The 22,078-nt window shown below is 64.1% G+C and carries 22 protein-coding genes; 9 read left to right on the forward strand and 13 right to left on the reverse strand.

All coding sequences use genetic code 11. The features are described 5' to 3' along the window. Nucleotides 1-65 precede the first annotated feature (65 nt). Together AC1DU8_RS07875 and AC1DU8_RS07880 are read right to left on the reverse strand one after the other, a co-directional pair. A complete protein-coding gene (locus AC1DU8_RS07875) occupies nucleotides 66-380 on the reverse strand; it encodes a chaperone modulator CbpM (RefSeq protein WP_477665783.1) in 315 nt (104 codons plus the stop codon). After that, nucleotides 377-1,372, reverse strand: coding sequence for a DnaJ C-terminal domain-containing protein (locus AC1DU8_RS07880; protein WP_457280440.1), 996 nt, complete (start codon nucleotides 1,370-1,372; stop codon nucleotides 377-379). Before AC1DU8_RS07880 ends, AC1DU8_RS07875 begins: the two co-directional genes overlap by 4 nt. A 211-nt stretch (nucleotides 1,373-1,583) precedes the next feature. Between AC1DU8_RS07880 and AC1DU8_RS07885 the strand changes: the two genes are divergently transcribed. The 4 genes from AC1DU8_RS07885 to AC1DU8_RS07900 all read left to right on the forward strand — a co-directional run bounded on the left by AC1DU8_RS07885 (nucleotide 1,584) and on the right by AC1DU8_RS07900 (nucleotide 4,603). Then, nucleotides 1,584-3,008 carry a coniferyl aldehyde dehydrogenase gene (locus tag AC1DU8_RS07885; protein WP_477665784.1) on the forward strand — a complete coding sequence of 475 codons (1,425 nt, stop codon included), beginning with the start codon at nucleotides 1,584-1,586 and terminating at the stop codon, nucleotides 3,006-3,008. Nucleotides 3,009-3,209: 201 nt separating this feature from the next. After that, nucleotides 3,210-3,434, forward strand: coding sequence for a hypothetical protein (locus AC1DU8_RS07890; protein WP_477665785.1), 225 nt, complete (start codon nucleotides 3,210-3,212; stop codon nucleotides 3,432-3,434). Next, nucleotides 3,431-3,793: a carboxymuconolactone decarboxylase family protein gene (locus AC1DU8_RS07895; RefSeq protein ID WP_477665786.1), complete on the forward strand. Its 363-nt coding sequence runs from the start codon at nucleotides 3,431-3,433 to the stop codon at nucleotides 3,791-3,793. Before AC1DU8_RS07890 ends, AC1DU8_RS07895 begins: the two co-directional genes overlap by 4 nt. Before the next feature lie 63 nt (nucleotides 3,794-3,856). After that, nucleotides 3,857-4,603 (forward strand): hypothetical protein, encoded by a 747-nt coding sequence (locus tag AC1DU8_RS07900; RefSeq protein ID WP_477665787.1) that lies wholly within the window; start codon nucleotides 3,857-3,859, stop codon nucleotides 4,601-4,603. A gap of 26 nt (nucleotides 4,604-4,629) precedes the next feature. Here the strand turns inward: AC1DU8_RS07900 and AC1DU8_RS07905 are convergent, their stop codons facing one another. Next, entirely contained in the window at nucleotides 4,630-5,466 is an 837-nt protein-coding gene (locus AC1DU8_RS07905; protein WP_477665788.1) for a CAP domain-containing protein, read from the reverse strand. A 186-nt stretch (nucleotides 5,467-5,652) separates the two neighbouring features. Beyond that, complete coding sequence (locus AC1DU8_RS07910) at nucleotides 5,653-6,489, reverse strand: AraC family transcriptional regulator (RefSeq protein ID WP_477726603.1); 837 nt, start codon at nucleotides 6,487-6,489, stop codon at nucleotides 5,653-5,655. A gap of 133 nt (nucleotides 6,490-6,622) precedes the next feature. On the opposite strand from AC1DU8_RS07910, the gene AC1DU8_RS07915 reads away from it, so the two are divergent. From AC1DU8_RS07915 to AC1DU8_RS07925, 3 genes are all read left to right on the forward strand, one after another. Continuing rightward, a complete protein-coding gene (locus tag AC1DU8_RS07915; RefSeq protein WP_457280447.1) occupies nucleotides 6,623-7,858 on the forward strand; it encodes an MFS transporter in 1,236 nt (411 codons plus the stop codon). A 112-nt stretch (nucleotides 7,859-7,970) separates the two neighbouring features. Beyond that, nucleotides 7,971-8,768, forward strand: a complete 798-nt coding sequence (locus AC1DU8_RS07920; protein ID WP_477665789.1) for a MipA/OmpV family protein — start codon at nucleotides 7,971-7,973, stop codon at nucleotides 8,766-8,768. A gap of 25 nt (nucleotides 8,769-8,793) precedes the next feature. Then, nucleotides 8,794-9,372, forward strand: coding sequence for a histidine phosphatase family protein (locus AC1DU8_RS07925; protein ID WP_477665790.1), 579 nt, complete (start codon nucleotides 8,794-8,796; stop codon nucleotides 9,370-9,372). A gap of 15 nt (nucleotides 9,373-9,387) precedes the next feature. Here AC1DU8_RS07925 and AC1DU8_RS07930 read toward each other — a convergent pair whose 3' ends face one another. The 8 genes from AC1DU8_RS07930 to AC1DU8_RS07965 form a co-directional block, all read right to left on the reverse strand. Beyond that, on the reverse strand, nucleotides 9,388-10,266 hold the full coding sequence (locus tag AC1DU8_RS07930) for a sugar phosphate isomerase/epimerase family protein (protein ID WP_477726604.1): 879 nt from the start codon (nucleotides 10,264-10,266) through the stop codon (nucleotides 9,388-9,390). Nucleotides 10,267-10,298: 32 nt separating this feature from the next. Then, the gene (locus AC1DU8_RS07935; protein ID WP_477665792.1) at nucleotides 10,299-11,195 is read right to left on the reverse strand and encodes an NAD(P)-dependent oxidoreductase; all 897 of its coding nucleotides are present in this window, start codon (nucleotides 11,193-11,195) and stop codon (nucleotides 10,299-10,301) included. Between the two features lie 4 nt (nucleotides 11,196-11,199). After that, nucleotides 11,200-11,901, reverse strand: a complete 702-nt coding sequence (locus AC1DU8_RS07940; RefSeq protein ID WP_477665793.1) for an SDR family NAD(P)-dependent oxidoreductase — start codon at nucleotides 11,899-11,901, stop codon at nucleotides 11,200-11,202. An 11-nt stretch (nucleotides 11,902-11,912) separates the two neighbouring features. Then, nucleotides 11,913-12,878: a Bug family tripartite tricarboxylate transporter substrate binding protein gene (locus AC1DU8_RS07945; protein ID WP_477665794.1), complete on the reverse strand. Its 966-nt coding sequence runs from the start codon at nucleotides 12,876-12,878 to the stop codon at nucleotides 11,913-11,915. A 159-nt stretch (nucleotides 12,879-13,037) separates the two neighbouring features. Continuing rightward, nucleotides 13,038-14,219, reverse strand: a complete 1,182-nt coding sequence (locus tag AC1DU8_RS07950; RefSeq protein ID WP_477665795.1) for a dihydrodipicolinate synthase family protein — start codon at nucleotides 14,217-14,219, stop codon at nucleotides 13,038-13,040. A gap of 63 nt (nucleotides 14,220-14,282) precedes the next feature. Continuing rightward, nucleotides 14,283-15,446 carry a Gfo/Idh/MocA family protein gene (locus AC1DU8_RS07955; RefSeq protein WP_477665796.1) on the reverse strand — a complete coding sequence of 388 codons (1,164 nt, stop codon included), beginning with the start codon at nucleotides 15,444-15,446 and terminating at the stop codon, nucleotides 14,283-14,285. 94 nt (nucleotides 15,447-15,540) lie between these two features. After that, complete coding sequence (locus AC1DU8_RS07960) at nucleotides 15,541-16,521, reverse strand: Bug family tripartite tricarboxylate transporter substrate binding protein (protein ID WP_457280463.1); 981 nt, start codon at nucleotides 16,519-16,521, stop codon at nucleotides 15,541-15,543. A gap of 160 nt (nucleotides 16,522-16,681) precedes the next feature. Beyond that, a complete protein-coding gene (locus AC1DU8_RS07965) occupies nucleotides 16,682-17,332 on the reverse strand; it encodes a TetR/AcrR family transcriptional regulator (RefSeq protein WP_477702102.1) in 651 nt (216 codons plus the stop codon). Nucleotides 17,333-17,477: 145 nt separating this feature from the next. Here AC1DU8_RS07965 and AC1DU8_RS07970 point away from each other — a divergent pair, with 145 nt between their 5' ends. Then, on the forward strand, nucleotides 17,478-17,786 hold the full coding sequence (locus tag AC1DU8_RS07970; protein WP_457280465.1) for a hypothetical protein: 309 nt from the start codon (nucleotides 17,478-17,480) through the stop codon (nucleotides 17,784-17,786). Between the two features lie 242 nt (nucleotides 17,787-18,028). Beyond that, nucleotides 18,029-19,735 (forward strand): thiamine pyrophosphate-binding protein, encoded by a 1,707-nt coding sequence (locus AC1DU8_RS07975; RefSeq protein ID WP_477726605.1) that lies wholly within the window; start codon nucleotides 18,029-18,031, stop codon nucleotides 19,733-19,735. A 32-nt stretch (nucleotides 19,736-19,767) separates the two neighbouring features. On the opposite strand, the gene AC1DU8_RS07980 is transcribed toward AC1DU8_RS07975, so the two are convergent. After that, nucleotides 19,768-21,993, reverse strand: a complete 2,226-nt coding sequence (locus AC1DU8_RS07980) for a DNA/RNA non-specific endonuclease (RefSeq protein WP_457280467.1) — start codon at nucleotides 21,991-21,993, stop codon at nucleotides 19,768-19,770. Nucleotides 21,994-22,078 lie beyond the last annotated feature (85 nt).

The following is a 22,078-nucleotide window of genomic DNA, read 5'->3' on the forward strand; positions in this document are numbered from 1 at the left end:
CCCATGCTGCTTTGGCAGCGAGCGCCATGATCTGTCCTATATAGAAGATTGCCCGCGCCGATGAGTCAGTTGTCCTGCAGCCGGTGCAGCTGTCGGCGCAGACTGTCCAGCTCGTCCATCAGTTCCATTGCCAGCGCCGCACCTGCTGGGTTCACCCCCAGGTCGCGCTGCAGGCGCACAGCCACGGTGGCCCGGTGCAAGTGCACGCCGGTGAAGCGCCAGACCTCAGGAGCCTCTCCCACAGGCGCCAGCAGGCCTTCGTGTACCAGGTCCACGATGAGCTCCGACTGCGCGGAGCAGGCCCGGCAGAGATCGTCAAGGGTGAGTTCATCCTGGTCTTCCAGGATGAAGCCGGCGAGGTAGCGGGTGGGGGTGTTCATGCCTTGGCTCCCGAGGTTTGCAGGGCGGTGCGCGGCCTGAAGGCCTTGAATGCCGCCGCCATGTCTTCGTACGCTTTCTTTGCCGCATCCGTGTCCGCGGCCGGCAAGACCACCTGCAGCACAAAATAAAAATCTCCCGGGGTCTTGCCCGGCAGCCCGCGTCCCTTGAGCCTGAGCTTGCGCCCGCCGGCAGAGCCCGCCGGGATTTTCAGCTCCACCTCGCCGGTGGGCGTGGGCACTTCCACCTCGGCGCCCAGCGCGGCTTCCCATGGCGCGACGGGCAGATTCATGTACACGTCATGGCCCTCGGCACGGTACAGGGCATGCGGCAGAAATTCAACATCCAGGTAAAGGTCGCCCGGGCTGCCTTGACCCATACCGGGAGAGCCCTGGCCCGCCAGGCGAATGTGCTGGCCTGCGCGTATGCCCTTGGGGATGACGAACTCGATGCTGCGGTCCTGCATCGTCACGCCGGCTTCACTCTCCATCGGCATGCGCAACTGCAGCTTGCGCGTGGCGCCGCTGTAGGAGTCGCCGATGTCGATCTGGATTTTGGCGTGCTGGTCCTGGCCATGCATGTCAAAGCTTCGGCTGCCGCGCATATCGTCAAAACCACCCCGGCCTTGCGGCCCTCCGCCCATGCCGCGGAAGATCGCGTCGAAAAAGTCGCTGTGGTCAAAACCTTCGGCTCCGCCAAAATGGGGAGCGCCGGTGGCACCCCTGGAGGCCTGCCCCGGGTTCCAGCCCGGTGGCGGGCGGAAGTCCTGCCCGGCCTGGTAGTTGGCGCCCAGTTGGTCGTAAGCGGTGCGCTTTTCAGGATCGCGCAACACCTCGTAGGCTTCGGCGATTTCCTTGAAGCGTGCCTCGGCGTTTTTTTCCTTGCTGACGTCGGGATGGTATTTGCGTGCCAGCTTGCGGTGTGCCTTTTTGATCTCGTCGGGCGTGGCGCTGCGCTCTACGCCCATGACCTTGTAGTAATCCTTGAATTCCATGAAACACTTTCATCAGGGATGGTTTACCTGCCAACCACCATAGCGGATAAGTGCCGGCGCGATTGTCAGCCAAATGCCTGAGAACCCGTTTAGACCGTCAACAGGTTCTGCATCAGGTCTGTAAATGGGGTCAAGTGCCTCAGGGTCAACCCGCAGTGCTGCTGGAGTTGCGTCCCTACTGCTCTGCCCCTGTGGCCCCTATCATGGCCGCATGAGTTCCAGCACACCTCCGTCCGTCCTTCGCACATTGTTCGAAGCCCAGCACCAGGCCAGCCGGGCACAGACAGAGGTTCCGCTGGCCCTGCGGCGGGAGCGCCTGCTGCGTATTCGTGCTTTGCTGGATGAGCACGGCAGCGCGCTGGCACAGGCCGTCAACGCAGACTTCGGCGTGCGGTCGCCCCAGCTCACCGAAATCGCCGACATCTTTGTGCTGCGCTCGCTGCTGTCCAGTACCCTGCGGCATTTGCCAAAGTGGATGAAACCCGTGAAAGTGCGCACGCCGCTGTACCTGCAGCCCGCGCGGGCCTACCTGCAGCGCCAGCCCTTGGGCGTGGTGGGCGTGGTGTCGCCGTGGAACTACCCGGTGCAGCTGTCGCTCGGGCCGGTCATCACCGCGCTGGCGGCCGGCAACCGCGTCATGCTCAAGCCCAGTGAGCTGACGCCGAAAACTTCTGCCTTGCTGGCGGCCCTGATTGAACAATCCTTCGCACCTGATGAACTCTGCGTGGTGCAGGGCGACGGCGTCCTGGCCGCCGAATTTGCCGGGCTGCCGTTTGACCACCTGTTTTTTACCGGCTCCACCGCCGTGGGCCGCAAGGTCGCCGAAGCGGCCGCCGCCAACCTCACGCCCACCACGCTGGAACTGGGCGGCAAGTCACCCTGCATCATCGACGCGTCCTGCGACATCGACAAGGCCGCCATCAAGATCGCCCACGGCAAACTGCTGAACGCCGGCCAGACCTGCATCGCGCCCGACTACGTGCTGCTGCCCAAGGGCAGTGAAGCCGCGTTTGGCGAAGCCTTTGCGCGCGCCGTGGCCGCGCTGTTTCCCACCATCGCCGGCAACCCCGATTACGCTGCCATCATCAGCCCGCGCCACCATGAACGCCTGCAGGCGCTGCTGGCCCAGGCCGAAGGTGAGGGCGCGCGCCTGCAAACCATCCAGGCCGGTGCGCCCGGCGCGGGCGCGGCGTCGCGCCAGATGGCGCCGGTGCTGGTGTTCGATGTGCCCGCCGGCTCGAAACTGCTCAGCGAGGAAATCTTCGGCCCCATCCTGCCGGTGATTCCCTATGCGTCGATCGATGACGCGATTGGCTATGTCAACGCCCGCCCCAGGCCGCTGGCGCTGTACTGGTTTGGCACCGACGCCGGTGCCCGCGACCACGTGCTGGCGCGCACCGTGAGCGGCGGCGTCACTGTCAACGACACGCTGATGCACATCGCGCACGAGAACCTGCCTTTCGGCGGTGTGGGCGAAAGCGGCTGGGGCAGCTACCACGGCGAAACCGGTTTCCTGCGGCTGACGCAGCAAAAGCCGGTGATGGTGCAGTCAAAGTGGGCGAGGGGCGACCTGTTTTATCCGCCTTATGGCAAACGCTTTGACCAGGTGATGGGCTTGCTCAAGCGCTTGATCTGAGGTTTGACCTGAAGGGCTGGCGTTCTGGTGATGGCGCCGTTCAAATTTCTTTGAGGAAACCCGAATCCTTTTGCTGAATGTGGGCCTCTTTGCCGGTATCAACCACCGACAAGGAGATCCTGATGTTTTTTCCGCAACGAAATCTTCCTGACTGTGCGCCGGGCGGCACCATGGGTGGCACCGCATCCACCGGAGGTGCCCATGTTCTGTAGCACCTCGGTCACCCAACATCTGCTGCGCGGGATAGGCGCGCTGGCCTTGCTCGTGTGCGCCGCTCTGGTTTTCCAGGTGCATTCCCTGTGGGCGTTGCTTCCCCTGGCGGGCGCGCTGGTGTTGATGCGCGGCTGCCCGATGTGCTGGCTTGTGGGCCTGTTTGAAACCATCGCGCGGCGCCGCAGGTCAGCAGACAGCAAAGGCCAGCCATGAGCGCCGGTTACCAGTCACCCCAAGACCTGCAACTGGCGCCAGCCTTCGTGCGGCTGGCGCCTGTGGAGGCCCGGGCTTTCCTCGCGTTTGACCATGCGGCCAAGCGCGAAGGCGGCCATCTTGAGCCCCGTGTGCGCGAGCTGATTTCGCTGGCGGTGGCGCTTACCACCCAATGTGGCTATTGCCTGGACGTGCACACCCGCGCGGCCAGGCGGCTGGGCGTGACGCGCGAGGAGCTGGCGGAAGTGGTACTGGTTGCGGCGGCTGTGCGGGCAGGCGCCAGCGTGGGGCACGGCCTGCTCGCCTTGCGCCTATTTGATGGCGATGGGGAGGAGACGGCGCTTCCTGCCGGTAACTGAAAGGTCTGGCCCATTCCTTAACGCCCCTTTAGAATCCCCCCAAAATAACTGGAGGGATGGGCCATGCCTTTTGTCGGATTGGGACTTCATTTCATTGTGGCGGTGTTCTTTGCCGTTCATGCCTTGCGTAGCGGCCAGCAGATGTACTGGCTGATCATCCTGTTTTCGTTTCCCATGCTGGGCAGCCTCGTCTACTTCCTGGCGGTCTACCTGCCGGATTCGCGGCTGGAACGCGGTGCGCGCAAGGTCGTGGCCGCAGCCGCAAAAACACTGGACCCGACACGCGAACTCCGTGAAGCACACGCTGCGTTTGACTACACGCCCACCGCGCAGAACCAGATGCGGCTGGCCTCTGCGCTGCTCGAAGCCGGCCAGGCGCTGGAAGCTGCGCAGAGTTACGACGCATGCCTAAAGGGCCCATTCGCCTCCGACCTGGAAATCCGGCTGGGCGCCTCAAGGGCCTATTTCGCCTGCGAGCGCTATGCCGAGGCCATCACTCACCTTGAATTCATCCGCAAGACCGACCCCGCCTTTCGCGCGGAGCTGGTGTCGCTGCTGCTTGCCCAGGCCTTTGCCGGCGCCGGCAGGGGGGCGGACGCGAAAGCGGAGTTTGAATCCGCCGTGGACCGTTTTGGCAGCTTTGAAAGCCGCGCTGAATACGCCATCTGGGCCGCGATGAACGGGGATACCGCCACCAGCGCGCGCCTGCAGATTGAGCTGCAGCGGTCCATGGAACGCTGGAACAGGCACACACGCGAGCTGAACAAGCCCTTGCTGCGCCGCCTCAACGCGGCGTTTGAAAAACACTGACAGCAGGGCGCCCCGGGCAAGGTGACTTACCGCTGCGCCCCGAACACCTGCACCCAGTAAATACCGGCGCTGCTCTGGGTGTTGACCGCAAAGGCCGTGCCCATTTCGGTATACGCGGGCGCCATGATGTTCGCGCAATGGCCGGGGCTGTTCAGCCAGCCCTGCACGGCGGTGTCGGCCTGCATCTGCCCCGCGGCGATGTTTTCGCCAATGGCCTTCCAGCCGTAGCCCGCGCGTGTGGCGCGGCTGGCCACGTCGCTGCCATCGCGCCCGGTGTGGCTGAAGTAGCTGTACCTCGCCATGTCTGTGGCATGCACCCCGGCGATGTTGTACAGCAGGGGGCTGTATTGCAGCGGTCCTGCGGCTGCAAAAGCCTGCGCACCGCAGCGGCGCGGGCTGGCGCGTGCTTCATTGACCAAAGCCAGCACCCGCGCTTGCACATCGCCGGCCTGGGCCGCCGCGGGAGGCGAGAAGGGGGCGGCCAGAATGACCCAGGTTTGTGCCCCGCGCTGGTAGAAACCGGCTTCAGCGAGCTCGGCATGCATGACTGCGCTGCATGATTTGCCCAGGGTCCTGCGCGCCAGCGCTGAGGGGCCGGTCGCGCCGCGCACGGCAATCTGTGCGGTCCGCACGGCGCGGTAGTCGACAGCTTTCAACGCCTCGTCCATCGTGCGGCCGCCGCCCATGAGCTGTGCCGCCCGCGACAGGGCGCTGTTTTCACGCAGCAGGGAAACCTTGGCGCCGCGCCCGTCACAACCGTCCTCCCGTACCCGGTTCAGCTCGCGCAGCAGGGTTGGGTGGTTTGAGGGGGCTGGCTGTGCGTGTACCTGGCTGGCCGCGGCCAGCCAGGCGGTCAGTGCCACGCATGCTGCGGCACGCCACCGTCGGCTTTGCTGGGTATTCTTTGTCGCGGGGAGTTGCATCAAGCCATGATAGCCAGCGAGGGGTATTTCACCAGTGGGGGCCGAGGGTCCGGCTTTGCCGGCCCCAGGCACCGCCCCCTTGAGGGGGGAACGGGCTACACGAAGTGAGCCCGGACGGGGGTAGGTCTATTTACTCTGAAAATGACTGGGTGGCTGGCCCATGGCGGCCTTGAACATCGCGGTGAAGGCGCTGTCGCTGGCATAACCGCTGGCCGCCGCCACGGTGCTGACCGATTGCCCGCGCGTGAGCAGGGGCAGGGCGTGGGCCAGGATGGCTTGCTGGCGCCATTGCTGGTAGCTCAGGCCCAGTTCGTCGCGAAAAAGCCTGGCCACCGTGCGTTCGCTGGCGCCGGTGCCGGCAGCCCATTCGGCCAGCGTGGCCCGCTCTGACGGTGCGCGCAGAACGGCTTCGCAGAGCGCGCGCAGCCGCTTGTCCCCGGTTTGCGGATGCGGCATGGGCACGCCGAGGGCCTGGGTGTCGGCACATACGAGCTCGTCGAGCACCAGGCTGGAAAGAAGCTGTTCCCGGGCAACCGGTAGCGGCTGCTCTGGGGTGGCCGCGTCGAGCGCGTGGATGGACTCGCGCAGCAACGGTGACACCACCATCACGCGGCAACCAGTCCAGCCCTTTGGGGTGGCGCTGGCGTCGAGGTACAGCGTGCGGAATTCGGCCGCTTCCAGCACGGTGACATGGTGTTGCGCCCCCGGCGCGATCCACACGGCGCGGGAGGGCGGCACGATGTAGGTGACTTCGCCGCCGGCATGGCCCGCCTTTTCGGCGGTGACCTGCAAGACACCCGTAGAGCAGTAAGCCAGTTGCGCCCAGGCATGGGAATGGGGCTTGAAATGGGTATCGGCTTCCAGCGTCCGCGCCCGCACGCGCACCGGCCGCTGGCGGCTGGGTGTGAAGTTGTCGGTGTCGCCCACCGGCACGAAATGGAGCGGGGCTTTACGTTGCGGCATGGTTGGAGATTCTGTTCACCTGAATCTGGATGTGATCGTGGGGCGAATGCCATCAAAGCGGTTTGTCTGAAATTCGCCGAAACATGGCTTTATGTCGCATTTCAGAAGGCTTGGCCAATACTACGATAGCGCCATGAATACTTCAAGTACGACCCTGAACGCGCCCGCTGCAGTCCCTTTTCGTGCCGACGCCAGCGTGATCGGCCTGGTGGGCCTCGCACACATGATCAGCCATTTCAGTCAGCTGCTGCTGGCGCCGCTGTTTCCCTGGCTCAAGGAAGAGTTCAGCGTCAGCTATGCGGAGCTGGGCTTCTTGATGACGATCTTTTTTGTGGTGTCATGCGCGGTGCAGGCGCTCTCGGGTTTTGTGGTCGACCGCTTCGGGCCGCGCCCCATTCTGTTTGCCGGGCTGAGCCTGCTCGGTGTGGCGGCTTTTGGGTATTCCGTCAGCACCAGCTACTGGATGCTGGCCGGCTTTGCCGTGATTGCCGGTGTCGGCAACGGTGTGTTTCATCCGGTGGACTACACGCTGCTGAACCGCAAAGTCAGCGCGCCGCGCCTGGGCCACGCCTACAGCGTGCACGGCATCACCGGCAGTCTGGGCTGGGCACTGGCCCCCGCAGTGGTGGTGACGCTGACGTTTGCCTATTCGTGGCGCGTGGCATTGGCGGCGGCCGGTGTGCTGGCTTTTGCGGTGCTGGCGGTGCTGGTGATGAACCGCGACAAGCTCACCCTCACGATGGCGGCACCGGTCAAGGGCGCGCCCGCGGCCGACAGCAGTCTGGGTTTTCTGAAGATACCGGCCGTCTGGATGTGTTTTTCTTTCTTCTTCTGGTATGCCATCGTTCTCAGCGTGGTGCAGGCCTTTGCACCCGAAGCCGCGCGCCACCTGCATAACGTGCCGCTCGCACTGGTAGCTATCTGCCTGACGGTTTATATGGTGTGCAGCGCGGGCGGTATGGTTTTTGGCGGCTTCCTGGCATCGGATCCCGCACGCTGCGAGCGCATTGTGGGCATCGGGTTTGGTGCGGCGGCTGCCGTGGCGGTGCTGCTGGCCGCAGGCAGCTATCCCGCATGGGTCGTGCCTGTGCTGTTCGGCATCATGGGCTTCGCCACTGGCATCGCCGGGCCGTCGCGTGACCTGCTGGTCAAGCGCTCAACCCCCGAAAACGCCTCCGGCCGGGTTTACGGTGTGGTGTATGCAGGCCTGGACATCGGCCAGGCCGTGTCGCCGCTGATCTTCGGCGCGATGATGGATCATGGCTACTACCGCGGCGTGCTGCTGGGCCTGGCGCTGATGCAGGCGGTGTTGATCGCCAGCGCCTTCAATGTGCGCCGGGTGCGCCGCACAGTACTCGCCACGGCCTGAGCGTTCCGGGGCTTGAGTGTCGCGGCCCCGCGACGCGCCTGCAGGACGGATGCGCAGTTTTTCCTGCCCGGTCCTATACTGGATCGCATCATTTCCGGAAAGAAGGCATGCGATGAAACGTCTTACCCGGGCTTCTTCTCCTGTACCTCAGGGTGTTCGGTTTTTGCCGTCCGCTGTGATCTTCACCGGCTTGGTGTTTACGGGCATCGCGCAGGCACAACCCACCCCGCTCAAATACCAGCTGACGGGCGACATTGGCGGCGCCGTGTATGGCACGCAAAGCGTGATCCGCAGCAAGAGCAACGACACCGCCTTGCTGCCCTATGCCTATGCGGACTATGGCCGCTTCTTTGCGCGTGTCGACACACTGGGCATCAAGACCGCAAGGATGGGCTACGGCTACCTGGAATTTTCCGGCCGCATCAGCCAGGACGGCTGGCGTGCCGATACCGCCGCGCTGTCGGGGCTGAAAGACCGCAAGCGGCCGATCCCGTTGGGCATAGGGACCTTTCAGGAAACGCCTTACGGCGGGTTTTTCGTGAACGCGTTTGTGGACGCCAACAAGTCGCACGGTGCATTGCTGGAAGCCACTTACGCGGCGGAGTTCAAGGTCGGCAGCTGGTCGTTCTTTCCGCAGGTGGGGCTGGAACACACCAGCGCCAAATACAACAACTACCTCTACGGTGTGACCCCGGCCGAGTCAGCCGCCAGCGGGTTTACAACCTACAACGCCGGCGCCTCGACAGCGCCCACGCTGGGCCTGGGGGTCGATGTGCCGCTGGGTGACCCCTGGGTGCTGACGATGCAGCTGCGCCGCAAGTGGCTGGGGTCTTCGGTTCAGGGCAGTCCCCTGGTCAGCCGCCGGACGCAGGACACCGGGTTTATCGCCGTGTCGTACCGCTTCCGCTAGGCCTGCAAGGTCCATGGGGACTGCGATGACCCACAACAGTATCGGGCGGCTGCTGGCCTTGACGGCGGCACTGGTGTGGGCGCCTTTTGTCTGGGCGGACGAGGCCTTGTGGGCGCTGCTCAAGAGCGGCGGCCAGGTGGTGCTGGTCCGCCATGCATTGACCACACCCGGCGTGGGCGACCCGCCCGGCATGAAGATCGGCGACTGCGGTACGCAGCGCAACCTGAGCGATGAAGGCCGCGCGCACGCGCGGCAGCTGGGCGAGGCCTTCCGTCAGCGCGGCATTGCCGTCGGGAGCCTGCTCTCCAGCCCGTGGTGCAGGTCGATCGAGACGGCGAAGCTGGCTTTTGGAAAAGCGCCGGACCTGACGCCGGCGCTGGGCAACCTCTTCGGCCGCAGCGAGGAGTCGGGCCGGCAACTGGCCGCGCTTAGGCCCTTGGCCGGGCAGATTCCTGTGAAGGGCAATACGGTGATGGTCTCGCACGGCTCGACCATTTTGGCCCTGACCGGCATATCGCCGGACACCGCCGAGATGGTGGTGCTCACGCCGCAGGGCGAGGGCCGCTTCAAAGTGGCGGGGCGGATGATCGCCCATAAACCCTGAACGCGCCGTGTTGATTTACACCGCTGAACGATGGCGCGCAATGCAGGTGTCCAGCACCTCGCCACCATCCCGCAGCCACCAGTTGGCTGCCGAAAAAATCTCAACCTCGCTGTAACCCGCAAAGCCCTGGGCTTCCACCCAACCGCGAATCTTCGGGATGTCGATGACGCCGTCGCCCATCATGCCGCGGTCGTTCAGCAAGTCGGCCGTGGGTGTCAGCCAGTCACAGGCGTGGAAGGCGAGCAGGCGTTCCTTGCCGGCCCGTTCGATTTGCCGCTGCAGTTTCGGGTCCCACCACACGTGGTACACGTCTACCGCCACACCGAGCGCGCCACTTCTTGAGGGGTCAAGGGCATCGCAGACGTCGAGTGCCTGCTCCATGGTGTTGATGCAGGCGCGGTCTGCCGCATACATGGGGTGCAGCGGCTCGATGGCCAGCGGCATGTTGCAGCTTGTGGCGTATTCGAGCAATTGGGCAATGCCGTCGGTGACCTGGCTGCGCGACAGCGCCAGGTCTTTGTGCGCCGCCTTGCCGGCCAGCGCACCGGGCAAACCGCCCACCACCAGCACCAGGCAAGCGGCCTTGAGTTCGCAGGCTTCATCGACGGCGCGGCGGTTGTCGTTGTGGGCAGCCTGCAGGCCGGCGGCGTCGGCTGCGGGGAACATGCCGCCGCGGCAGTAGCCGGAGAGTTCAAGCCCGTGGGTTTTGACGAGTTTCGAAACAGCGGGCAGGCCGGCGGCCGTGACCTGGTCGCGCCACGGCGAGATCGCCTTGATGCCGCGCTGCACGCAGGCTTCGATGATGGTGGTCAGCGGCTGCTCGACGCCGCGGCTTTTGCGCACGGTCGCGGTGTTGATGGAGAGCCAGCGGTGGTCCTGGGAAAAATTACGCATGCGGTAAAGGTAGGGGTGTAGTTTTAGTGAAGTCAGTTGGACGGTGGTGCGATTTTCTGCCGGCGCAGTTCGCGGATGATGGCTGCGTTGTCGAGCTCGCCGTCGCCGGCGGCAATGGCTGCACGCATCAGCGCTGCATGGGCTTCGGACAAGGGCAGTTTCTGGCCTTCGGCCGCGGCACTGTCAATCATCAGCTTGACGTCCTTGAGATGCTGGTGGATGCGCGACTGCGGCGCAAAGTTTTCCTCCACCATCATCCGGCCCTTGGCCTCGGCCGCGCCTGATGTGGCCGGGCTGGCCAGCACCAGCGCCAGGAATTGCTCGGGGGGAATACCCATGTTTTCGGCAAAGACCATGCCTTCGGCCAGCACCGCCCGGTTCAGGCCCAGCACCAGGTTGGTAGCCAGCTTGGCTTTGGCGCCCATGCCGGCGCCGCCGACGTGGATGCGTTGGTCTGAAATGGCGGCCAGAACGGATTCGCATGCTTGCAATGCCCCGGCCTCGCCGCCCAGCAGCAGGGTGGCTTCACCGGCGGCGATCTGCTGGCTGGAGCCCGAGAGCGGCGCTTCGATGAAGTTGATGCCGCGTGCTGCGAGCCGCGCGGCCAAGGCCGCGAGTTCGTGAGGTGTGCCGGTGGAGCAGTCGATGATGCTGCGAACGCCGAAGACGGACAGCAGGCCGCCCGGCCCTTCGACCACCTTGAGCACGTCGTCGGTATTGAAGACCGCCAACACCATGCAGGAAGCCGCATTGGCAACTTCGGCCAGGGAGCCGGCAGCGCGGCCGCCCTGGGCGGTGAGGGCCGCGCGGGCTTCTTCGCGCAGGTCGAAGCCGGTGACCTGGAAACCGGCGGCCATCAGGCGCTGCGCCAGCGCGGTACCGACGAGGCCCAGACCGACAATGCCGATAGCGTTTGCAGCTGGAGCCATGCCTTCACGCCGCAAGCGACGCGCCTCCGCAGATCTGGATCTCCTGGCCGGTGATGGCCGCGGCGTCGGGTGAGAGCAGGAAGGTGACCAGCGCGGCAATCTCCCGCGGCTGGATCAACCGGCCCAGCGGCGGCAGCTTCGGCGGGACCGTCGTTCGCGCAGGGTCGGCAAGCATGGCTGTTTCGGTGGCGGCCGGCGACACCACATTGACAGTGACGCCTGAAGCCACGGTTTCGGCAGCCCAGCTGCGTGCTAGGGCCACCAGCGCGGCCTTGGTTGCGGCGTACTGGCTGCGGCCGGCCATGCCGCGCGCCACGCGGCTGCCGACCAGCACCACGCGGCCTGTGCCCGCTTGTGCCATGGCCGGTACCACCAGGTTGGCGATGCGCGTGACGGCATCCACGTGGAGCTGCCACATCAGCGCTGAATCTTCGTTGCGCAGCGCACCAAGCTGGCCGACGCGCAGCACGCCGGCGGCGTGGATGAGCGCCTGCACCCCGCCAGCCGCACGCACGGCGCGCTCCGTGGTTTCGGTATTGCACAGATTGACTTCGGTGGACGAAAACGCCGGATGCACGATGCGCGCAGGCGCCAGGTCCAGGCCGACCACGTCCCAACCCTGGTCCAGCAGCGCTTGCGCAATGGCCAGGCCGATGCCTGAGCTGCTGCCCGTGACCAGGGCGCGTTTCACATCTTCAGTGGCCATGGTTGTGCATGTTATTCGACACGGATGTTGCCGTCCGTGATGATCTTCTGCGAGCGTGCCATGTCACTGCTCTGGAACTTCGCGAAGTCTTCGGGCGTGCCGGGTGTCAGCACCAGGCCTTGCTGGAGGAGCTTTTCACGCATGTCGCTGGCGAGCGCCTTGTTGGTTTCGGCGTTGAGTTTCTGCGTGATGTCTGCCGGCAATTTTGCCGGGCCCCACAGGCCGTACCAGCTGTAAAACTCGTAGCCGGGAATTGTCTCGGCCACGGTCGGCACATCGGGCAGATTGGGCACGCGCTTGTCGCCGGTCACGGCAACGACGCGCAGCATGCCGCTCTTGTGGTACTGCAGCGAGCCGAGGATGGGGTCGATGAAGCCGTCGATCTGGCCGCCGATCAGGTCCTGGAACGCCGGCGCCGTGCCCTTGTAGGGCACCACGGTGTATTCGATGCCGCCGGCGCGCTTGAGGAGTTCGGTTGACAGGTGGCCGGCCGAACCAATGGAGCCGACCGCAAACGTCATCTTGCCGGGATTGGCCTTGGCGTGGGCAATCAGCGACTTCACGTCGGTGATCGGCAGGTTCTTGTTGATGGCAATCGACAAGGGCGCCTTGGCAACCAGCGAGACGGGCGTAAAGTCTTTCACCACACCGTAAGGCACCGACTTCATCGTCATGGGTGCGGTGGTGAAAGTGGAGGCATTGAAGAGCAGGGTGTAGCCGTCTGCTGGCGCCTGCGCGACCACATGCGCGCCGATGGTGCCGTTGCCGCCCGCACGGTTTTCCACCACAAAGGGCTGGCCCATCTGTTCGCTGAGCTTTTGCGCCAGTTGCCGGCCCACCGCGTCCAGCGTGCCGCCGGGCGGGAAGGGGATGATGACCTTGACCGGGCGGCTGGGGTAAGCCTGCGCCGCGGCGCCGAAGGCTGCGGCTGCGAGGGCTGTGGCCAGGGTGGCCTTGAGGAAAGTGCGTGTCTTCATGGTTGTCTCCAGGTGAATTTATTTATGAACGATCTGACAGGAATATCGCGACGGTTTTTTCAAGCAGGCGCCGCGGAACCGGCTTTGCCGGGCCGCCAGCGCCGCCCCCTTGAGGGGGGAGACCGCTACACGCAGTGAGTCGGCAACGGGGGGGAACCATTACATGCCGTGCAGCGCCAGTAGCGTCTTCATGCGCTGGGTTGCCAAGTCCGGTTGTTCAAGCAGGTTGGAGGCATCGGCCAAGCGGAACAGCTCGGCGAAGTGCTGCAGCGAACGCGTGCTCTGTTGCCCGCCCACCATCGTGAAATGCTTCTGGTGGCCATTGAGCCAGGCCATGAAGACCACGCCGGTTTTGTAGAAACGTGTGGGTGCGGCAAAAATGTGGCGCGACAGCGGCACGGTGGGGCCGAGGATGGCGTGAAATTTCTCGACATTGCCTTGCGCGAGTTCGCCTAGTGCGGCGCTGGCGGCCGGTGCGATGGCGTCGAAGATGCCCAGCAGCGCATCACTCTGGCCGTGCATCGCTTCCTTGCCGAAACCATCGCCGGCAATCAGCTCGGCGTAGTTGAAGTCGTCGCCCGTATACATGCGTACGCCCGCTGGCAGCCTGCGGCGCATCGCGATTTCCTTGTCCTTGTCGAGCAGCGAGATCTTGATGCCGTCAACCTTGTCGGGGTGGGCGTTGATGATGCCGAGCGCCGTGTTCATGGCTTTCTCAACATCGCTGCTGCCCCAGTAACCCGCCAGCGCCGGGTCGAACATGTCGCCCAGCCAGTGCAGCACCACGGGTTGCCTGGCCTGGCTCAGGATACGGTCGTAGACGCGTTCATAGTCTGCGGGGCTTTTGGCGACGCGGGCGAGCGCGCGGCTGGCCATCACGATGAGCTTGCCGCCGAGTTTTTCAATCGCGGCCATCTGCTCTTCGTAGCCGGCGATGACTTCATCGACGCTCTTGACGTTTTCCAGCACCAGGTGGTCGGTGCCGCAACCGGAAGCGACCAGCGCGCCCGGCACTTCCTTGGCGGCGTCGAGTGAACGGCGGATCAGTTCCAGAGAAGTGGGCCAGTCCAGGCCCATGCCGCGCTGCGCCGTGTCCATGGCTTCGGCCACACCCAGGCCCAGCGACCACAGGTGACGGCGGTAGGCAATAGTCGTGTCCCAGTCGATCGCGCAATTGACCCAGGGGTCGATCGCGGCCAGCGGGTCGGCGACCACGTGGGCGGCCGAGTAGGCGATGCGGTTGAATTTGACGCCCGGTGCGGGCTTCACCGGTGTGCGGCCTTGCAGCGTGTAAGGCCGCAGGCCGCCCGCGGCGACAGGCAGGGAAAGGGTTAAAGCCATGAATCTACCTTTTCTGTATGAAAAATGTGCCTGTAGCCCTTATCTCATGGGCGCGAGCAGCTATCAAACTTGTAGCGCGGGCACGTCCACCCAGCGGCGTTCCTTCCAGCTTTCGAGCGCGGCTTCAACCAGCTGCACGCCTTTGGCGCCTTCGGGCAGCGTCCATTTGTAGGGTTCGTTTTCCACCACGTGGCGGATGAAGTGCTCCCACTGGATCTTGAAGCCGTTGTCGTAGGTCTGGGAGTCCGGCACTTCCTGCCACTGGTCGAAGAAGTTCATGGTCTGCTTCTCGTCGGGGTTCCAGACCGGACGTGGTGTGGTCACACGCGACTGGGCCCGGCAGGACGACAGGCCGGCGACGGCCGAGCCGTGTGTGCCGTCGACATGGAAGGTGACCAGGTCGTCGCGGCGCACGCGTGTGGCCCAGGACATGTTCATCTGCGCAATGACGGGTTCACCGTTGTGACCGACCAGTTCAGCCGTGGCGTAGGCCGCGTCGTCGGCGGTGGCCTTGTAGGGCTTGCCGGCTTCGTCCCAGCGTTCGGGAATGTGGGTGGCGCCTATGCAGGAGATGGACTTGACTTCGCCGAACAGGTTGTCCAGCACGTAGCGCCAGTGGCACATCATGTCCAGGATCATGCCGCCGCCGTCTTCGGTGCGGTAGTTCCAGCTCGGGCGCTGGATCGGCTGCAGGTCGCCTTCAAAGACCCAGTAACCGAACTCGAGCCGTACCGAGAGCATCTTGCCGAAGAAGCCGGCGCGGCGCAGCATGTCAAGCTTGCGCAGGCCGGGCAGGAAGAGTTTGTCTTGTACGGCGCCGTGTTTCAGGCCGGACTTTTCGGCCAGGCGGGCGATCTCGACGGCCTCGTTGAGGTTGGTGGCAATCGGCTTTTCGCAGTAGACATGTTTGCCGGCGCGGATGGCCTTGGCCAGCAGGGTGGGGCGCATCTGCGTGGTGCCGGCGTCGAAGAAGATGGTGTCGTCCTTGTTCTTCAGCGCCTCGTCGAGGTCGGTGCCCCAACGCGCGAGGCCATGGGCTTTGGCCAGGGCTTCAATCTTTTCGGCGTTGCGGCCGATCAGGATCGGGTCGGGCATCACCTTGTCACCGTTGGAGAGCGTGACGCCGCCCTGTTTGCGGATCGCGACGATGGAGCGGATCAGATGCTGGTTCATGCCCATGCGTCCGGTGACGCCGTGCATGATGAGTCCTAGTCGTTGAGTAGCCATGGGGTCCTTTGAGGAGGTGAAAAATGCGGCGGCCCTACCTGGTCCGGCCAGGGGTGTTGGAGGGACGGGACGCTGCGGGGAAACTGACCGGGTGTTACTGGGTGGGCTGCAGGCCAGCGGCCTTGACCAGCACGGCATTGCTCTTGATCTCGTCCTTGATATAGGTGTCGAACTGCTCGGGCGAGAGTGTCCAGGTGTCGGCGCCCAGGGCGGCGAAGCGTTCCTTGACTTCGGGCGTGTTCAGGGCCTTGATCACTTCGTCGTGCAGGCGGTTGACGATGTCGCGCGGTGTTTTCGCGGGGGCCATCATGCCGATCCAGAAGTTGAACTCTGAACCCGGAACGCCGGCTTCAGCCGTGGTGGGGACCTGGGGCAGGGCGCTGGCGCGTTTGGGCGAGCCGACCGCGAGGGCCACGAGCTGGCCGTTCTTGATCTGGCCTATCACCGGTGCGATCGGCGAGAAGTAGTAGTCGACGCGGCCGGCCATCACTTCTGTCACGGCTTCACCGGAGCCCTTGAAGGGAATGTTGGTGGCTTCGATTTTGGCGGCGAGCTTGAATTTCTCGGCGTTCAAGTGGGTGGCGCTGCCCTGGCCGGCCGAGGCGAAGTTCATGCTGCCGGGCTTGGCGCGAGCCGCGGCCAGCAGCTCCTGCAGGGTCTTGATGTTTTTGGCCGGCGACATGACCAGCACATTGGGCGTGCTGGAGATCGGCGTCACACCCGTGAAGTCGCCCAAGGTGTCGAACGGCAGCTTGGCGAATGTCGAGGGGCTGACCGTGTGCGAGGACGAGTGGATCATGATGGTATAGCCGTCCGGCGCGGCCGTGGCCACGGCCTGCTGGCCGATGGTGCCGCTGGCGCCGCCGCGGTTGTCGATCACCAGTGTCTGGCCCATGCTTTGGCTCATCTTGTCGGTGATGGCGCGGGCAATGATGTCGGTGGTGCTGCCCGCGGCAAAAGGCACGATGACCCGGATGGGCTTGTTGGGGTAGGCGCCCTGGGCGCTGGCCACCAGGGGTGACAGTGCCGCCAGGCAGGTGAGGCTGGCCACTGCGGCACGACGTGTGAATTTCATGTGCTTTGTCTCCTGAAAGGGGTCATTGAAGGACTGCGAAAGACCTGTGCATGCCGCCGGTGTTGTTGGGTTACCGGAATGCAGTTTACTCATAATTCACCAATAAGTGAATTACGAATTGTAAAAATGGCCTCGTCGCTGCGTCAATGACTGCCCGGAATCAGTTTCTAAGGACATACCCTAGGATGACCTCGCACATGTGCGAGAGTCGCTCGTGGCGGGCTTTGGGCGTCATGAGATCGCGCCCGAAAATGGCCGACAGCGTGTGGTTGTTCGACAGGTAGAAATACGACATGCCGGCAATGGAAACGTAGAGCTGCACCGGGTCGATGCCGCCGCGAAACAGCCCGTCTGCGCGCCCGCGCTCCAGGATTTCCGCCAGCGTCTGGACCAGGGGCGAGTTCATTTCCTGTACGCGGCTGGACATGGCCAGATGCCGCCCCTGGTGCAGGTTTTCACTGTTGAGAAGCGTCAAAAACTCCGGATGGGCAATGTAGTATTCCCAAGTGAATTCCGTGAGGCGGCGGATGGCTTGCGCCGGATTCATGTCGCGCAGATGCAGCTCTGTTTCTGCCTCGCGGATGTCGGCATAGGCGTTTTCCAGCACCGCCAGGAAGAGCTCGTCCTTGCTCTTGAAGTAGTAGTAGATCAGGCGTTTATTGACGTCGGCGCGCTCGGCAATCCGGTCTACCCGCGCACCGCCCAGGCCGTGTTGTGCGAACTCGTCACGGGCCGCCAGCAGGATGGCCAGCTGGGAGCGGTCGGCATCGCGCGAGCGGGGTTCGGCGGGCTTGGTTTTAGGGGTCGGCATGGCAAGAATTTAACTGTTTGGTGAATTAAAGCAAGAACACTCGAGAGTCATCGTTATTGGATGACAGACAGCGGCCAAGGGTACCTCCATAATGAGGCAGGTACCGGCCGTCCGCGCCGGCGCCCCTGAGGCAAAGGAGATGGTCATGAACAATTCAGACACGCCGAAAGACGGCGACTTCGCAAACTGGGTAGACCAGAAAGCCGAGGCGCTCAAATTTGAACTGGGTGAAAAATTCCCGGTACCGCCGTCCGAACTGCATTCTCCCTCGGTGCACGTAGAGACCGGCCGGCAGAAGCTGGAAGAAGTACTGCTCGAACACGAGGAGCCGACGCAGGAGTTCCTCGACGAACTGGCCGCCCTCGAATCGGCCCCGCCGCTGAGCGACGAAGAGCTGGCGCGCCAGGCCCTCGCCGCCGGCGGTGGTGACGGCGACGCGGCTACGCCCGAATAATTGTTCCACCCCCGTCCAGGCTCACTGCGTGTAGCCTGTTCCCCCCTCAAGGGGGCGGCGCCTGCGGCCCGGCAAAGCCGAAAAATTGAGCCACCCCTATCGGGCTCACTTCGTGTAGCCCTTTTCCCCTTGCAGGGGACGGCGCCTGCGGCCCGGCAAAGCCGGTTCCGCGGCACCCGCTTGGTTGAAGAGTCGCCGCTAGGTCGCTGCGCCTGTGCACATTCCAGCGGCACAATAGGCTCATGACCACCCCTCAACTTGCTGGCCACCTTCTCGTCGATTGCCTTCTGGCCCAGGGCGTTACCCATGCATTTGGTGTTCCGGGTGAAAGCTATCTGGCCGTGCTCGACGGCCTGCATGCGCGCCAGGACAGGATCCAGTTCGTCACCTGCCGGCAAGAGGGCGGCGCGGCCTTCATGGCTGAGGCCCACGGCAAGCTGACGGGCCGGCCGGGCGTGTGCATGGTCACGCGCGGGCCGGGCGCCACCAATGCGTCCATCGGCGTGCACACGGCCTTCCAGGATTCAACCCCCATGGTGCTGCTGGTTGGGGACGTGGCCAGCGACTGCCGCGACCGCGAGGCTTTTCAGGAAGTCGATTACTTCAACTTTTTTGGCCCGAGTACCAAAGGCTTTGCCAAGCGCGTGGAGCGGATCGACCAGGCCGACCGCATTCCTGAATACGTGGCGCGCGCCTTCGCCACCGCCATGAATGGCCGGCCCGGCCCCGTGGTGCTGGTGCTGCCGGAAGACATGCTGACGCAGATGACCGCCGCCCAACCGTTGCCGCGCGTGGAGGCGGTGCAGGCCTGGAGCGACCCGGGCTCGCTGCGTACGCTGCGCGAGATGCTGCTCAAGTCCGAGCGCCCGCTCGTCATCGCCGGCGGCGGCGGCTGGACGCCGCAGTCGGCGCAGGCGTTGCAGCGCTTTGCCGAAAACTGGAAGCTGCCGGTGGGCAATGCCTTTCGCTTCCAGGACACCTTTGACAACCACCATCCGCTCTACGCGGGCGACGTGGGTATCGGCCTGAACCCGAAGCTGGCCGCACGCGTGAAGGCAAGCGACCTGATCATCGCCATAGGCCCGCGCCTGGGTGAGATGACGACCGGTACTTACACGCTGCTGGAGGCGCCCCGGCCCAAGCAAAAGCTGGTGCATATCCATTCGAGCGCCGAGGAGCTCAACCGCGTCTACCAGGCCGATCTGGCCATCAACGCCACCATGAACGCGGCTGCGCGATCGCTGGAGGTACTCACGGCGCCGGTGTCTGTGGCCTGGGAAGCCTGGACCACATCCGCGAACGAGGACTATCTGGAAAACCTCAAGCCGACACCTTCCGCGAACCTGCCGGGTGATATCGACATGCCCGCCATCGTCGGCATGCTGCAAAAGCACCTGCCGGCGGATGCAGTGCTGACCAACGGCGCCGGCAACTTTGCCAGCTGGGTGCATCGTTTCTTTCAGCATCACGGTCTCGTCAAAGGCCACAAGACGCAGCTGGCCCCCACCGTGGGCGCGATGGGTTATGGCGTGCCGGCCGGTATTGCTGCGGCCATCACGACAGGACGGGTGGCTTTCACCATCGCGGGTGATGGCGACTTTTTGATGAACGGCCAGGAGCTGGCCACTGCCGTGCAGCACGGCGCCAAAAGCATCATCGTGCTGCTCAACAACGGCATGTACGGGACGATCCGCATGCACCAGGAGCGGGAGTATCCAACACACCAAAGTGGTTCAAGCCTGAACAACCCGGATTTTGCGGCGCTGGCGCGCGCCTACGGTTACGCCGGCGTGCGCATCACGCGCACCGCGGATTTTGAGGCGGAATTGCTTGCGGCGCTGGCTCGCAAGGAGGGCACGGTGATTGAGGTCACGCTGGATCCGGAAGTCATCACCACGCGTGGCACCTTGTCGGCGATTACGCAAAACGCTCTGGCCAAGGCGCCGTAACCATTGCAGCAATGCGGGCCGCTACCGGATAGCTACTGGCCTGCGTACTGGTCCGCGGCGACGATTTTGGGGTCGAACTTCAAGCCGGCCAGTTCCTCGATCTCCGCGATGGCGGCCTGGTTGCGTTCGAAGGCCGGCATGTCTATCGACTCATAGGTGTCGCCGAACTGCCTGATCGGTTTTTCCTGACTGAAGACGAAACCATAGGCCAACAGCTTCGCGCCGCGTTTTTGCGATTCGGGCACGACCACAACCTTCCAGAATTTTTTGGGGATTTTGACCTTGCCGGTTCCCCAGTTTTTGGACTCGAAGAATTCGGTGAGCACCGGCCCCGCGAACAGCACGGCGCGCCCGCCCGACTCCTGAACCTGGTCGGTGAGCAGGCGCTCAAACTGGCCCCAGATACCGACCACTCCGCCTTCATAGACGCGCTGGCCGCTGCGGTCATTGGGGTTCTCCTGGTTGAATGCCTCATGCTGCGGCGTGCAGTTGGGCCAGTGGTAGCTGTCGGCGTTCGCGAATTCGGTTTCGTCCGCGTCGGCGCCCCAGCAGTTGTCTTCGCGGCGGACAATGTGCCCGCGGTCAATCCGTTTGGCCGGGCCGTAGACGTCCTTGTTGAGCAACTGGTATTCCAGCGGCAGCCGCGGGTCTTCTCGCCAGTTTTCCCCTCCGAAATCCGCCCGCTTCCGCGGGTCGGTGCGTGATTTGGGGCGGTAGTCGTAGTTCGAGGCGGTCCACAGGCACATGCGTGTCGGCTTGTGCATCACGAGGGAAAAGTGGTGGTAGTCAAGCGGTAGCGGATCGGTCGGCGCCAGGTGGCTTGTCTTCACTGCGGGCACGTCGTCCACACCGGCATTGAATTCCTCATAATCGGCAACCGAATAGAGGGCACCATCCCATCGCGATTGGGCCACAGGGGCTGGAACCTCCTGGCCGAGGAATTTCGGGTTGTATCCCTTGCGGCCCGCGTAGTCCTCGTCGAAAACCAGGGACTTTTCCTGAAAGGCGGTGAAGAGGCCATCCGCCGAAGGCGCACCGGAACCATCAGGCAAACGAACTTGCGCGGCCGCCGCCGGTGCAGGCACCGACACGGGCGCAGCGGCGGCAGGCACGCCGGGCTGAAGCGCCTGCCCGCCATAGACGTGCAGGGTTACAGGCCCCGAGAAATTGAAGGTGTTGCCGCCGCCGGGCCGTGAGGCGAGAGGTAAGAGGGATGACGAGGGGGGGCCGGCCGGCACGCTCTCTGTGCCGGTGAGCGGGTCTGCCGTGGTCGCCAGCAATTGCCGGGCGATCATGCGCATGGATTCTGGAATCGACATGGATTTAAGCCTTTCAACGATGAAACTGACGCGCGCGCCCTCATTGGCGATCCACTGGATGTCGTCGTCGCTTTGCGACTCCGGGTCCCAGGGCGCGCCCCGTTTGTCCAGGATCCGGCCGTCCCGCATCGCCGGCACGCCGCAGTGGTGCAGCGCCACCAGTTCCCAGTCGGTGTTGTAGACCGGGGAGCCGGAGGAGCCCGGCCGCGTGTCCGTCTCATAGTGAAGAAAGCCGGTGGGCAGGATGTCCATTAACTTGTTGTCGCTGATGGCGAAGGCCCGCGGCCCGCCGGCGGGGTGCTGGATGATATTGACCGGAGCGCCCGTCAACACCTTGCCCGTTGCCTCGATCAGCCGCGTCCAGCCGCATGAGGCAATCTGGTCGCTCTCGCGGCTGCGGGGCTGCACCGCCACGATCGTGAAGTCGAGGTCCGGGTCGGTAACAAAGAAACGGTCTGGATCGAAGTCGTAGTATTTGCCGTTGTTGATGCCGTACTCATCGCGCACGTAGAAAAAATTCGCCGCGTGGCCGTCGACGTCGATCTTCGAAGGAAACACGTGATGATTCGTCAGTAGCAGGTCGAACCCGATCAGCAGGCCCGTGGCCACGCCGATGGGCGTATGGCCGGCGCTGCGCTGCTGGACGATGCGGGCCACGGGTTTCGCGGCGTCCGAGGCCTGGACGCTGGGCGCGTATTCCACGGGATTCCACGTACCAATGGCACGCTCGGGGAAAAGGGGAAAGCCGCCCGCGGCCCTGGTTAATTGACGGGCTGTCCATTCCGCTTGGCGCTTGGGTGTGTCGGCGGCGCCCGGGCCTTGGTTCCGGATTTTTTCAAGGCCGGTTTCGCGCTGCTTCATGCGCTCTTCCCAACGCCGGGCCGCATCCGTCAGGATGCCCTGTTGCCTCGTCTTGACCGCTCCGAGTGTCTGTCCCATTTCTTGTTCCTTCGCCGGCCTTCGGCCTGCAGAATTCGGGGAAATGGATATTCCTCCATTCCACGGGAAAATGCACCCTCCAGTC

It is taken from the genome of Polaromonas sp. P3_A5, from assembly GCF_056403055.1.